Genomic DNA, 13912 nt, shown 5'->3' with positions numbered 1-13912 from the left:
AGTTACTTCAAATTTCCTATTATCGCATTTGCGATTTGTTGTACATCTTTAATTTCGTCGCTGAGGCCTGCATCAATTATAGCTTTGGGCATTCCATATACAACGGACGTATTTTTAGATTCCGCTATAGTAATCGTTTTACATGAAGTACGCAATAGTTCCATGCCTTCTTTACCGTCATACCCCATACCTGTCATGATTGCCGTTACATATTCTAGTTCTTTATGTGTTGCCGCTGATTCTAATAACACGTTTACTGCCGGGCGATGTCCAGAACGAGGTGCCTCGTCTCCATCCAATACAATTTGATAGCCTGTTCTCGATTTCTCAAACTTCAGATGCAAGCCGCCTGGCGCAATATAAGCCGTTCCATTTTCAATCAGCTCTCCATGTTCAGCCTCTTTGACGACTATTTCACTCAAACCATTCAGTCGTTCTGCTAATGATTTGGTGAATCCAGGTGGCATATGTTGGACAATTAGAATCGGGTATTGGAATTCCGCCGGAAACCTAGTAATAACTTCTTGCAAGGCCCTTGGTCCACCAGTCGATGTACCTATTATAACAAACTTTTTAGCAATAAGTGTCTTTTTTTTAGGTATGCTTACTGTTTGTATTGGAAATATCGAAGCACTTCTGCTTTCATTCGCTTGGTTTTGGTTGCTCGTCGTTGTTGTATAACGTTTTTGTGTCATTGTTATTTGACGCGTAAGTGTTTGAATTACTACATTTGATGCAGCAAACACTTTCTCGACAATTTCTTTTTCGATTTCATGAAGATTCAATGAAATCGCACCACCAGGCTTTGCTATCACGTCGACAGCTCCGTATTCTATTGCCAGAACTGCATTCTCTGTATTATGTTTTGTCGTACTCGATAAAATCACTACAGGGACTGGCATTTGATCCATAATGAACTTTAAAGCTTCCAGTCCATTCATCACAGGCATTTCAATGTCCATTGTAAGAACATCTGGCTGAAGATCGCGCACTTTTTCTACTGCATCTTTACCATTTCTAGCGATGCCGATGACTTCCATCATGGGGTGTTTATTTAACATATCCGAGATTAGCTTCCGCATAAAAGCTGAGTCGTCTACTACGAGAATTCGTTTTTTCTTTGCGGTAATCAAATTACACACGCCCCTTCAGAAAAACGCCTTTGATTTTGTCTATGAATCCAGAGCTTTCAATAGTAGTACTTGGTTTATTATTGTGTAAAAATGTATCAGTTATCGCCATCATTCGCTTACTAACTTTTGCATTGGGATATAATTTGACGAAAGGAACCTGTGCTATGACCGCATTCCGCACATGAATATCGTCTGGCAAAAAACCTAAAATGCTCGTTTCCATGGATAAAAACTTTCTAATCGCTAACTGAAGACGTGCGACAGAATCACGCCCATCTTGCTCTTTAAGAACACGGTTACTGACTATGTGAATCGTTTTATTCGTATCTTGCAGACAAATGAACTTAATCATTGAATACGCGTCCGTAATAGAGGTAGGCTCTGGTGTCGCAATTAAAATAACCTCGTCCATCGCTAAGATCAAATCAATTGAACTCTTCGTCGCTCCTGCACCCATATCGAATAAAATGACATCATATTCCGTCTGCAATACAGAAAACGCTTCAATCAATCGGTCAAACATTTGTCCCGACCACTCCACTACATTTTCCAGTCCAGAACCACCTGCAATAAACGCAAGATTTTCTTCGATGGGAGTTACGACTTTCTGTAACTGTTGTTGGTCAGTCAAATAATCTTTTAGATGATACGTGGGTGTAGCCCCAAATAATATATGAATATTTCCCATCCCAATATCCATATCGACAATTAATACTTTCTTTCCTTTCGCTACAAGTGCGTATGAGAAATTAGCAGTGAAGTTCGATTTACCTACTCCACCTTTACCACTGATGACAGCAATTGAGCGAGCTACTTGTCTTTGACTATTCATCATTTTTAGTCGCAGTGCTTCAGCCTGATCATGCACGTGAATCACCTACTAATAGAAGATCTACTATCTTTTCCAAACTGGCTTCTGTTAAATCTTCCGGTACCTCTTGCCCATCGGTGATGTAGGATACGCCTATTCCGTATTTCAGCATTAAATTAATAATTGACCCAACCGAATTGGTTTCATCTGTTTTGGTAAATATAAATTTTTTAATTGGAAACTGATCAAATTGTCTGATGATCGTATCCATATCCTGTTCTTTTGACGTCGTAGATAACACAAGAAATGTTTCCATATCTAATGAAAAGTCAATGAGCTTTGATAAATCATCGACAAATTTTGCTTCTTTATAATTCCGTCCTGCTGTATCGATAAATATGAGATCGAGATCTTTCAACTTTTCGATCGCTATACGAAAATCTTCTTCGTTATAAGCAATTTCAACTGGCGCCTGAAGCAAATTGGCGTATGTACGCAATTGTTCAATGGCCGCAATTCGATACGTATCAGTCGTAATAAAACCGACTTTCTTTTTTTCTTCCAACAATGCACGTGCAGCGATTTTCGCAATGGTCGTTGTTTTCCCCACACCAGTCGGACCAAGTACATTAATAAACTTTTTCTGATAAGAAATTCCACCAAAAGGTATGTCGCCAAGACGATCACTAAACCATGCTCTAATCAATTCCATTTGCTGTTCTTCAGTAAAATCGATTTTATCTTGCTTCATTCGACTGTAAACTAGATTGCCGATTTCCATGATATATTCGTTTGCCAGACCTTGCGTCTGTAACTTCTTCAATATGGGTAGTAGTTCATCAGGATATTTTTCAAATGTATGATCCACTTGCTGTATATCTTTCAGCATTTGCTTGATCTCTCGCATTTCTCGTTGCATACGTTCAACAGACTCTGGTTCCGCAACAGGCGGTTGCACAGAACGAACTTGTGATTCATATGTACGCCCAGCATTCGTTTTATCATAGCTTGCGACAACTTCTACTGAACGTTTACGAAAGAGACCAAGAAACCCTTTTGTTTTTGTGACATTTGAACTAAGGATGACAGCGTCTTCTCCAAAATCTTCACGGACTTTCCTCATAGCTTCAACCATAGTAGATGCTGTATACTTTTTCATTTTCATTAAATATCCACCACCCCTACACTTTGGACTTCCACTGATGCTTCCAATTCATTATAAGACAGTATAGGTATCTGTGGGAAATACCGCTCCGTTATTTGACGTAAGTACATACGAATGGCAGGTGAACATAAAATTACAGGTGATTGGTCAAGCATAGCTACCCGTTCGACTTCTTGCGCAATTCGTTCCAAGATTGTTTGAGATTGTGATGGATCAATGGAAAGAAAATTCCCTTGTTCAGTTTGTTGGATACTATCTGCAATGAGTTTCTCTACTTTACCAGAGACTGTTAGTACTTTTAACGCGCCATTACCTACAACAAATTGACCAGTAATCTGACGTGCCAGTGATTGTCTGGCGTATTCTGTTAGTACATCTACATCGGACGTGTACTTGGAGTAATCTGCAAGCGTCTCAAAAATGATGGGTAAATTGCGAACCGAAACTTGTTCATTCAATAATTTAGCAAGCACTTTTTGTATTTCGCCTATTGACAATGGAGTCGGCGTAAGTTCATCGACCAAAATTGGATATGTTTCATGTACGTGATCTACTAGTTGCTTGGTTTCCTGACGTCCAAGTAAATCGGAAGCATTTGCACGAATAACTTCAGTCAAGTGTGTAGATACAACACTTGGTGGATCCACTACTGTGTAACCCATGATTTCTGCTTCTTCTTTCGTTTCCTCTGTAATCCATTTCGCCGGCAACCCAAACGAAGGTTCTACAGTATCTATTCCTTCTATTAAATCTTCGCCGCCGGGACTCATAGCTAGATAGTGGTCTAGCAAAAGTTCTCCCCTAGCCATTTCATTTCCCTTAATTTTGATTCGATACTCATTTGGTTGTAATTGAATATTGTCACGGATACGAACAACTGGAATGACGAGTCCAAGTTCTATCGCTAACTGCCGACGAATCATAACGACTCGATCCAGTAAATCCCCTCCCTGCGTTGCATCTACGAGTGGGATAAGGCCATAGCCGAATTCAAACTCAATTGGATCCACATTCAAGAGGTCAACGACATTTTCTGGCCGTTTTAACCCTTCAGCCTCTACATTTTCTTCCATCTCTAATAATTCATCTGGATCTTCATCTTCTTTACGTGACATCATAAACGCACCAATTGCCAGTGCACCCGCTATCGGAATGGTTAATATGTCATTAATCGGTGTGGCAAGGCCCAGTAAAAAAATTGTAATGGATGCTACATAAAGTAATTTAGGCTGACCTAGTAATTGATTCGTAATGTCTGTCCCTAAGTTTCCTTCTGATGCAGCTCGTGTAACTACGATACCTGTTGCCGTGGAAATTAGAAGTGCTGGTATTTGTGAAACAATACCATCCCCGACAGTAAGTGTAGAAAATTGAAGTGCTGCTTCCGCAAACGGCAATCCCATCTGCACGACACCAATAATCATGCCAACCAATAAGTTGATCATAACAATAATGATCCCGGCAATAGCATCCCCTTTAACGAATTTGGTCGCACCATCCATTGCACCATAGAAATCAGCTTCGTTACTTACTTTTTCACGACGTGTTCGGGCTTCTACATCTGAAATCATACCTGCGTTTAAGTCGGCATCAATACTCATTTGCTTACCTGGCATAGCATCGAGAGTAAAACGTGCAGCAACTTCGGAAACACGCTCCGAGCCTTTCGTTATTACAATAAACTGAATGATGATCAAAATAACAAAAACTACGAGTCCCACAATAATATTTCCACCAGTAACGAATGTACCAAATGTATCAACTACTCCACCTGCATTACCTTCTGAAAGAATCGCACGTGTTGTAGAAACGTTAAGACCTAGACGGAATAATGTGAGTAATAATAATAACGATGGAAAGATAGAGAATTGCAATGCTTCCTGCATATTCATCGCAGTCAGTAAAACCATTAACCCAAGTGTAATATTAATAATAATCAAGAAACTTAATAACCAAGGTGGTAACGGGATGACAAGCATCGCTATGATCATAATAACCGCCGCGAGTACTCCTATATCTTTAAACTGCATGCCACCCCTACTTTCTTATTTAACTTATATTTTCTTTTGAATGCGATATACATAGGCTAGAATTTCTGCAATTGCTTTAAAGAACTGCTCAGGTATTCGATCACCAATTTCTACTTCGTCATACATAGCACGTGCTAAAGGTTGATTTTCTACCATCACAATGTCGTGTTCAGCCGCAATCATTTTAATTTTTTGTGCGACAAAATCTGCACCTTTTCCAACGACAATTGGTGAATCCATCTGATCTTCATCATACTTTAACGCAATGGCAAAGTGAGTAGGATTGGTAATCACAACATCTGCTTCAGGTATCTCCTGCATCATCCGGCGCATTGCCATTTCACGCTGACGCTGTCTAATGCGGGACTTGATCAGCGGATCCCCATCCATATTTTTACTTTCATCTTTAATATCTTGTTTAGACATTTTTAGATTTTTTTCATAGTCAAATTTCTGATAAAGAAAATCCAAGATGGAAATGAATAATAATACTAGTGACGCGATAATCCCCATCATTCCGACTAATTTTGCAACAGTCACGAGTGTGACTTGCGGTGTTTTAAATGCCAAGTCGAGCACTTGTCCTAGATTACTCCATACAATAAGTGTTGTAACGGTTCCAATAAACGAAATTTTTAATATGGATTTTAATAACTCTACAATTGCACGAATAGAAAAAATTCGCTTTAATCCTTTAATTGGATCTATTTTCTTTAAATCAAACTTTAACGTCTCTGCAGTAAATAAGAGACCAAACTGTAGCAGGTTCGCTGCAATACTCGCAATAACTGCGATCAACATTATCGGCAATAATATGATTGCCATTTGTTTAATAACGCTTATGTATACTAACATGACTTGTTCTTCATCCAGCGACTTGATAGGAATAAGATGAGTAAAGGATTCTCGGAAAAACACGAAGAAATTATCCCTCATAAAACCTGCGGAAAAGAACATAAATGTAAAAATAGAGAACAGTACAATTGCAGCTGTTACGTCTTGACTCTTTAGTACTTGCCCTTTCTTTCTGGAATCTTCCCGCTTTTTCGGGGTAGCTTTTTCCGTCTTCTCACCGGCAAAAAATTGTAAATTCAGCCTTAGTAACAAGTTAGCCACCTCCAAGCAGTATCATCAGATTTCTCATCGTTACAATCATAATTTCAAACATTTTCTTCATTACGACTATGAAGACACTAGACATTGTCACGATTACCAAGAAACTAACGCCAATTTTAATTGGAAATCCAACTACAAAAATATTCAGTTGTGGCACAGCACGAGCGGTTATACCGAGTGCCAAATCGACCAGGAATAACGTAGCTACGACTGGAATCGCCATTTGAAACGCAATCGCAAAGGATTTGGCGAAGGTCAAGACGATAAATTCTGCCATATTAGGACTACCAAAAGGTGGCCACATAGCCGTGATGGGTACAAATTCATAGCTATAAAATATCCCATCCAAAAGCAAATGATGGCCATTTACAACTAATAATAATAACATCGCTAGCGAATTAAGAAATTGTCCAAGCAATGGTGACTGCGCGCCCGTTTGAGGATCAATGACGTTCGCAATGGCAAAGCCCATTTGAAAGTCAATAAATCCACCAGCCACTTGAATAGCCGACATAATAATAAAAGCGGCAATGCCGATTGATAAGCCGACTACCGCTTCTTTAAGTACAAGTAATATGTATTGACCATCGATCTCAATTTCTGGCATCGTAATAGAGTAAGACATCATCCATGCCAATATTGCCCCGAATAGTAGCCGTTGCGTAGCAGGGATGGTCTTGTAAGAGAATAATGGCAGTGTCACGAAGAATGAGGTAACACGAGTAAGGATAAGTAAAAATGCGGGTAAGGATGGAATAAGTTCATTCATTTAATCACCCAACATACCTGGAGAGATTGGAAAAGATTTCGCTGGCATAGCCGGTAACATAAGATAACATCCAAGGCCCAAAAAATATGATAGCAACCATAACCGCTACGATTTTTGGTACGAATGCCAATGTCTGTTCTTGGATTTGTGTAGTTGCCTGAAATATACTCACGGCAAGTCCTGTCACTAAAGCTACGATTAGGAGAGGTCCTGATGCAAGGAGAATAACCCAAACTGACCGTTCTGCAATGGATATAACAAATTCACTCGTCATTCAAATTCCTCCCTAAAAGCTTTGTAGCAATGACTGGATAATGAGATACCAACCGTCTACTAGAACAAATAATAATATCTTGAACGGTAATGAAATCATAACGGGTGGAAGCATCATCATCCCCATAGACATTAGCACACTAGCAACGATCATATCAATAACGAGAAAAGGAATAAAAATCATAAAACCCATTTGAAATGCAGTCTTAATTTCACTGAGTGCAAACGCTGGCACCATCATAGTAAGCGGAATATCTTCAATTGTATCCGGTCGCTCCATCTGGTTATACCGCATGAATAACTCCAAATCTTTCTGCCTAGTATGTTGACTCATGAATTCTTTGAATGGCACACTGGCCCGCTCGTATGCCTCGTCCAAACTGATTTCTTCATCAAACAATGGTGTCAATGCTTCTTCATTCACTTGAGATAACACCGGTGACATGATGAAGAACGTCAGAAATAATGCTAATCCAACCAACACTTGGTTGGGAGGCATTTGCTGTGTAGCTAGCGCCGTCCGTACAAATGACAACACTATGATAATCCTAGCAAACGAAGTCATTAGGATTAAAATTGCTGGTGCAAGTGATAATACCGTTAGTAATAGCAACATCTTAATGGAAGTAGAGACATTGGTGGGATCACTGTCGGAAAACGTGTCCAGAAAATCAACCATCGCGGTCGCTCTCCTTCCGATTTAAACGTTTTAACTGTTCTTTGCGCTCAGTTTTGATTTCGTCCATTTTGGTAGAAAACAATTGACTGAAAGTGGCTTCTTCTGATGGTGAGTGTTCAGCCTTTGAGAAAAACCGTGTATACAGTTGTGAAAGTATACCTTTTTGAACTTCATTGCCTTGGTCATAACGTGCAAGTAGTTCAGCAATTTCATCAGGATCTTCTATTTCTCTTAATAGTTGTACATTTTCACCAACACCTACTACGAAATAATGGTTACCCATTTTCACTAGTTGAATAGACTTATTTTGACCTAACGGAACACCACCCATATTCGTCATAAGTCGATTAGAGTCGAAATTTCTATTGCGTTTGTTCATGAAGCGTAGTAACCACACGAGCAAACCAATTACAAATGCAAAAGCAAAAAGAGTTCTTATGTAATCTTTTGCTGTAAGTCCTTTAGGTTCGTCCAATTCATTATTTGTCACTAATTTATTATCATTCTCAGCAACCGGAGCTTTCTCTTCGCAATCTTTATCTCTTCCAATACAGTCTGATACGCTGACATCAGGATCAGTTTCTGCATGTGCAAATGGTGTGATAGTAAAGCACAGAACGAATAGTAGTAAATACTGAGTTACTTGTTTTACATTCATATGCTGCTCTTAGCTCAGCGCTTTGTCGATTGCTTCAATCACACGGTCAGCCTGGAATGGTTTAACGATAAAGTCCTTTGCTCCTGCTTGGATCGCATCGATTACCATTGCCTGTTGCCCCATTGCAGAACACATGATGATGGTCGCAGATGGGTGCGTACTTTTAATTGCTTTTAATGCTGCAATTCCATCCATTTCAGGCATCGTAATATCCATTGTAACCAAGTCTGGTTTCAATTCATTATATTTTTCAATGGCTTGAGCACCATCTGCTGCCTCTCCTACTACTTCATAATTATTCTTTGTTAAGATATCCTTGATCATCATGCGCATAAATGCCGCGTCATCTACTACTAAAATTCGTTTTCCCATTCATATTCCCTCCAAGTTTCTTCTATCGTAAATTGTTTAATCGATCCATTTGACTTAATATATCCGTAATGCGGACTCCGAAGTTTTCGTCAATGACTACTACTTCCCCTTTTGCAATATAGCGATTATTGACTAATATATCGACAGGCTCCCCTGCCAATTTATCCAGTTCAATAATGGAACCACCAGACATTTCGAGTATTTCTTTAACAGAACGCTTCGTACGTCCTAATTCTACTGTTACTTGAAGTGGTATATCAAGTAGTAAATTTAAATTATTTGATTCTTCCTTATTCAAAGTAGGCGCTTGGAAACTCGCAAACTCTGCTTGCTGGACATGCACTGGAGCTTGCGTCTGACGTGGTACTGCAGTTTGTTGCATGGGTGGTGCTTGATATACAGGTTGCTGTTGTTGCATTGGCGCAGGATCCGGTGTATATGCAGGCTCAGGTTCCGAATATTGGGGTTCCGGTGGACTCGGTGGTACTTCTGTCATAGTGGCCGCTTCTTCTTCTCCCATTAATGTAGATACCAATTTTTTACCGAACTCCAGTGGGAACAATTGCATAATATCAGAATCAATCAATTCGCCAACTTTCAAATTGAATGACACGCGGATTAATAAATTATGCGCTGGAATATTTTCGGTTCCCTGATCTATTTGTATATTCATTAAATCAATAGTGGGCGGTGAAATATCTACTTTTTTATTAAAAATGGTAGACATCGAAGTCGCTGAAGACCCCATCATTTGATTCATTGCTTCTTGTACTGCACTCAAATGGATTTCACTTAACTCTTGATTAGGAGCTGTTCCGTCGCCTCCAAGCATTAAGTCTGCAATGATTGCCGCGTCACTTTGTTTAATTACTAACAGATTGACACCACTTAATCCTTCTGTATATTCAACCTTGATGGCTACATACGGATGGACGAAATCATCCTCCAAGTTATCCCGTTGGATCAGAGATAGTTTGGGTGTTGTGATTTCTACTTTTTGTCCCAGTAAAGCGGAAAGGGCAGTTGCAGAACTACCGAATGAAATATTACCTACTTCACCTAATGCATCTTGCTCCATTTCGGTCAAGTAATCACTAATATCGATAGTTTCAGGTTCAGGTTCATCTGCTTGGGCAGGTTCTAATGTTTCACCCCGTAACAACGCTTCAATTTCTTCCTGTGAGAGAATATTATCACTCATCATCGTCATCCTCTCCCGTATTCAATATTTCCAGTATTTGAACAGCCATACGATTTCGTAACTTCCCTGGCTGTGCTGTGAATTTAGGCTTATCTCCTATCCTGATCGTTAAAGGCTCCTCAATACTTGTATTCAATGAAATTACATCCCCAAGCTGCAAATGCAGGAAATCTTCAATAGATATTTCGCCTTTCCCAAGGTCAGCAACTATAGGGAGTGTTGCATTTTTAATACGTCTTTCCAATTGTATGCTTTGCTCAGCGGTTGGTTCTTTTTTATTTGTCTGCATCCAGTACTGCACAGAGAGGTTTGGAATAATTGGTTCCAATACAACGTGAGGGATACACATATTGATCATCCCGCTAGATTCACCAATCATAATATTAAATGAAATAACGATTACGGTTTCGTTAGGTGAAATCATTTGAAGAAACTGAGGATTGACTTCCATCTCTGTTAAATATGGATCTATATCAATTAGCCCTGACCAAGCTTCCCGTAAGCTGTCAAACGAACGTTCAAACAAATTTGTCAAAATCTTCGTTTCAATCTCTGTCATATTATCCGTTTTTCCTGAACTCGATCCAAAGCCACCCATGAGTCGCTCCAACATGGAATAGGCAACATTCGGATTGACTTCCATCAAAATATTCCCTTCAAGAGGGGATACATCAAATATATTGATCAATGTCATATTGGGTATCGAGCTAATGAACTCTTCAAATGGAATCTGATCTACCGACATCACATTAATTTGTACATACGTACGTAGTTGCGCTGAGAAGTACGTCGTCAGTAGTCTAGCAAAGTTTTCATGGATCCTAGTCAAACTTCGAATTTGGTCTTTAGAGAAACGAAGTGCACGCTTAAAGTCATAGACACGTACTTTTCTTGTTTCTTCTTCCTTCTTCATTTCTTCTGCTGACATTTCACCCGTCGATAAAGCAGACAGCAGCGCATCTATTTCATTTTGGGACAATACGTCTCCCGACATAGACCCACCTCCCATAGCACATACATCTCTAGTAGATCATTTTAGCCGTCACTGGATGATATAAGAGACAATATACACCTTCTGTATTTCACCATCTTGCATTAGCTCGTTCAGCTTTGCTTTTATGGTATCTTCAAATTGCTGTTTCCCCGCTTTTCCTTCAAGATCTTTCGCTGTCATTTCAGACAGTTCTTGAATCGCTAGGTTCTTCACTTGAAAGTCACGTTTTGTCAATTCTTCTGCTGCCTTTTTACTATCTGTCTGGATTTTCAGTGACACACGGACAAAATTACGACCAGACAAGTTCGTTGTGATTTCTTCCATATCTACGGACGACTCAATTATTTCATCTATTGAAGGTGCTTTTTCTTCTCCGTCACTGTCTTTATTGAAATTCAATATCAATACGACCGCCACGACACCGATTAATGTAATACTCACTAAAATAATTAGTGAAATCGTCAATAATTTATTCTTCATCTTCTTCATCACCCCGGATATGCGGATTGGATAGCAGCTGGACCGCTTGATAAAATTCAATGATTCGGTTATTTACTTCTTCAGCTGAATCAAGAACGACATACTTTGATCCAGTCGTCAACGTGATCGTCGTATCTGGAAACGACTCGACTCTCTCTATGTACAATGCGTTTAACGTGAAAGTCGTACGATTCAATCTTGTCACTTTAATCATATGTAAGGGGCCAGGCCAAGGCCGGCCCGACCCTCCTTCTCAAACTATGCTATGTTATCGCTTCAAGTTTACTAGTTCTTGTAAAATCTCATCTGACGTAGTAATGATCCGCGTATTGGCTTGGAAACCGCGTTGTGCAACGATCATTTCTGTGAATTCTTCGGATAGGTCTACGTTGGACATTTCTAGGGAGCCGGATTTGATAGCACCACGGCCATCTACTAATGGTGCCCCTGTTCCATCTTCTGCAACTCCTGAGTTAGCACTTTCCTGGTACAAGTTGCCACCTATTTTTGTTAAACCACCTGGATTTGAGAATTTTGCTAATGCCACTACATCTTCACCCTCTAAAACACCATTCAGTACATATTTAACTATTCCATCTTGCCCTATTGAAAGTGATGTCGCTTCTAGCGGAACTTCGATTGGCCCCCCACCCTCTGCCGAAAGATATCTTCCATCTCCATCCACAATATTTCCATCTTTATCGAGATAAAAATTTCCTGCACGAGTATATAGTTTTTCACCATTTCCATCCTCAACTACAAAAAAACCGTCACCTTCAATAGCTAAATCTAGAGTGTTTCCTGTGAATTGTGTAGAACCCGGACTGTGCATTGTATCAATAGCTGCTATTTGCGAACCTAATCCCACTTGTTTAGGATTCACTCCACCTCTCGTATCTCCGGGTCCAGTAGCCCCCGCCACAGTCTGAGAATACAAATCCTTAAAAACCGTACGCCCTTTCTTAAAGCCGTACGTATTTACGTTAGCAATATTGTTACCAATTACATCTAGTTTCGTTTGGAAGTTCTTTAGGCCAGAAATCCCTGAGTACATTGAGCGAATCATAATAAAGTTTCCCCTCTCGGTTTTAGAGTGCACCGCGTCATTCAGTCGACGGTGCGGTTGGCATCCTGTTAAGGTCCTGCCGAATTTAGCTGAGTAATATCGTGCCATCAATATTTGTAAACAGTTGATCTTTCGCTTCCATGCGGTTCATCGCGGTGATGACGGTTGAGTTTTTCGCACTGACTATGAGTGCGGCTTGATCAGTCAACACAAGTGAGTCACGAATTCCCTTCCTTTTCGCCTCATCCACTTTTTCTGAGATACGCGCCCATTCTACGTCGGTCATTTGAATTCCACGTTCTTGCATCCGGTCGTTAGCATGTTTACTAATCTTTAATTTCTCTGGCTGTGTTGCTTGCTGTAAGTGTTCAAGAAATGACTGCTTTGATTGTGCTGGTATCTGTCCTTGGCGTATGAGTGGCGGTGATGGAATGCGATGGGCATCGATCTTGTTCATGACATCGCTCCATTCAATTATTCACTAATAGTTGTAAATTGATTACCTTCGATTTTTGTACCGTCTTGTAATACGTAATGAAGACTACCTTCTTTATTTGTAACTGATACAACTTTACCTGTACGTTCGTCTTCGCCTTCCATATAGCCTACCGTCTTACCAATCAGCATACTCGCCTGAACTAGACTATTTGGTTGACCACCTGCACCCGAGCCCGAAGTAGATCCGTTCCCCATTACTTCAGAAATATTTCCAGGTGATAATTCCTTACCATCCGCCATCGTGAAGATGACCGAACCGTCAATATACTTGATCGACTGTATAACACCAGTACCTTCATTAATAATCGGCTTATCGTCTTCACCTTTTTTATCTGAAACTTCATGCCAACGTATTTCTTTTCCCACAAAGCTATTGTACTGAATTAACTGACTCTGATTTTGTGAATCTGCGAATTTCTCAAACGCCTTTGCTAGATTCATTGTTTGTTCCAATGATGAAAACTGTGCCATCTGAGCGACAAACTCGGTATCCTTCATCGGGTTGGTTGGATCTTGGTTTGCCATCTGAGCAATTAAGATTTTCATAAATGCGTCTTTCCCCATCGTATCGGGTCCAGTCTTGCGCTGGTCGCGTTGCTTATTAACTAAATACATCGAATCTGTAATTGCATTTTTCGTTGTTGTGGAATTTGTTCCTTCTGGCAAT

The 13912-nt window shown here is 39.9% G+C and carries 17 protein-coding genes; all 17 read right to left on the bottom strand.

Annotation, left to right across the window (positions count from 1 at the left end):
- Positions 1-2 precede the first annotated feature (2 nt).
- The gene (locus CSV68_RS04580) at positions 3-1082 is read right to left on the bottom strand and encodes a protein-glutamate methylesterase/protein-glutamine glutaminase (protein WP_369823477.1); all 1080 of its coding nucleotides are present in this window, start codon (positions 1080-1082) and stop codon (positions 3-5) included.
- A 52-nt stretch (positions 1083-1134) separates the two neighbouring features.
- Positions 1135-2001, bottom strand: a complete 867-nt coding sequence (locus CSV68_RS04575; RefSeq protein WP_099633183.1) for a MinD/ParA family protein — start codon at positions 1999-2001, stop codon at positions 1135-1137.
- Positions 1994-3109 carry a flagellar biosynthesis GTPase FlhF gene (gene flhF, locus CSV68_RS04570; protein ID WP_099633182.1) on the bottom strand — a complete coding sequence of 372 codons (1116 nt, stop codon included), beginning with the start codon at positions 3107-3109 and terminating at the stop codon, positions 1994-1996. Before flhF ends, CSV68_RS04575 begins: the two co-directional genes overlap by 8 nt.
- Positions 3109-5139, bottom strand: coding sequence for a flagellar biosynthesis protein FlhA (gene flhA / locus CSV68_RS04565; protein WP_099633181.1), 2031 nt, complete (start codon positions 5137-5139; stop codon positions 3109-3111). The genes flhF and flhA overlap by 1 nt, the downstream gene beginning before the upstream one ends.
- Positions 5140-5163: 24 nt before the next feature.
- Positions 5164-6255, bottom strand: coding sequence for a flagellar biosynthesis protein FlhB (flhB, locus tag CSV68_RS04560; protein ID WP_099661544.1), 1092 nt, complete (start codon positions 6253-6255; stop codon positions 5164-5166).
- Complete coding sequence (gene fliR / locus CSV68_RS04555) at positions 6248-7024, bottom strand: flagellar biosynthetic protein FliR (RefSeq protein WP_099633179.1); 777 nt, start codon at positions 7022-7024, stop codon at positions 6248-6250. The genes flhB and fliR overlap by 8 nt, the downstream gene beginning before the upstream one ends.
- Positions 7025-7028: 4 nt before the next feature.
- Positions 7029-7298 (bottom strand): flagellar biosynthesis protein FliQ, encoded by a 270-nt coding sequence (fliQ, locus tag CSV68_RS04550; protein WP_099633178.1) that lies wholly within the window; start codon positions 7296-7298, stop codon positions 7029-7031.
- Between the two features lie 12 nt (positions 7299-7310).
- The gene (gene fliP, locus CSV68_RS04545) at positions 7311-7976 is read right to left on the bottom strand and encodes a flagellar type III secretion system pore protein FliP (protein WP_029053195.1); all 666 of its coding nucleotides are present in this window, start codon (positions 7974-7976) and stop codon (positions 7311-7313) included.
- Positions 7969-8634 carry a flagellar biosynthetic protein FliO gene (locus CSV68_RS04540; protein WP_099633177.1) on the bottom strand — a complete coding sequence of 222 codons (666 nt, stop codon included), beginning with the start codon at positions 8632-8634 and terminating at the stop codon, positions 7969-7971. Before CSV68_RS04540 ends, fliP begins: the two co-directional genes overlap by 8 nt.
- 9 nt (positions 8635-8643) lie before the next feature.
- Positions 8644-9006 carry a response regulator gene (locus CSV68_RS04535; RefSeq protein WP_085133244.1) on the bottom strand — a complete coding sequence of 121 codons (363 nt, stop codon included), beginning with the start codon at positions 9004-9006 and terminating at the stop codon, positions 8644-8646.
- Positions 9007-9028: 22 nt separating this feature from the next.
- Positions 9029-10207 (bottom strand): flagellar motor switch phosphatase FliY, encoded by a 1179-nt coding sequence (fliY, locus tag CSV68_RS04530; RefSeq protein ID WP_099633318.1) that lies wholly within the window; start codon positions 10205-10207, stop codon positions 9029-9031.
- Positions 10200-11201, bottom strand: a complete 1002-nt coding sequence (fliM, locus tag CSV68_RS04525; protein WP_099633176.1) for a flagellar motor switch protein FliM — start codon at positions 11199-11201, stop codon at positions 10200-10202. The genes fliY and fliM overlap by 8 nt, the downstream gene beginning before the upstream one ends.
- Positions 11202-11249: 48 nt before the next feature.
- Complete coding sequence (fliL, locus tag CSV68_RS04520; protein WP_099633175.1) at positions 11250-11681, bottom strand: flagellar basal body-associated protein FliL; 432 nt, start codon at positions 11679-11681, stop codon at positions 11250-11252.
- Positions 11671-11895, bottom strand: coding sequence for a flagellar FlbD family protein (locus CSV68_RS04515; RefSeq protein ID WP_099633174.1), 225 nt, complete (start codon positions 11893-11895; stop codon positions 11671-11673). Before CSV68_RS04515 ends, fliL begins: the two co-directional genes overlap by 11 nt.
- 54 nt (positions 11896-11949) lie before the next feature.
- Positions 11950-12747: a flagellar basal body rod protein FlgG gene (flgG, locus tag CSV68_RS04510; protein WP_099633173.1), complete on the bottom strand. Its 798-nt coding sequence runs from the start codon at positions 12745-12747 to the stop codon at positions 11950-11952.
- A gap of 85 nt (positions 12748-12832) precedes the next feature.
- Positions 12833-13204 (bottom strand): TIGR02530 family flagellar biosynthesis protein, encoded by a 372-nt coding sequence (locus CSV68_RS04505; protein WP_099633172.1) that lies wholly within the window; start codon positions 13202-13204, stop codon positions 12833-12835.
- A 17-nt stretch (positions 13205-13221) separates the two neighbouring features.
- Positions 13222-13911, bottom strand: coding sequence for a flagellar hook assembly protein FlgD (gene flgD / locus CSV68_RS04500; RefSeq protein WP_233190378.1), 690 nt, complete (start codon positions 13909-13911; stop codon positions 13222-13224).
- Between the last annotated feature and the right edge of the window lies 1 nt (position 13912).

Origin of the sequence: Sporosarcina sp. P29, assembly GCF_002743265.1 — a bacterium.
In the GTDB taxonomy this organism is placed as follows: Bacteria; Bacillota; Bacilli; order Bacillales_A; family Planococcaceae; genus Sporosarcina.
Note: the sequence above shows the minus strand (reverse complement) of the source record. Positions and strands in the feature narration are given on the sequence as shown.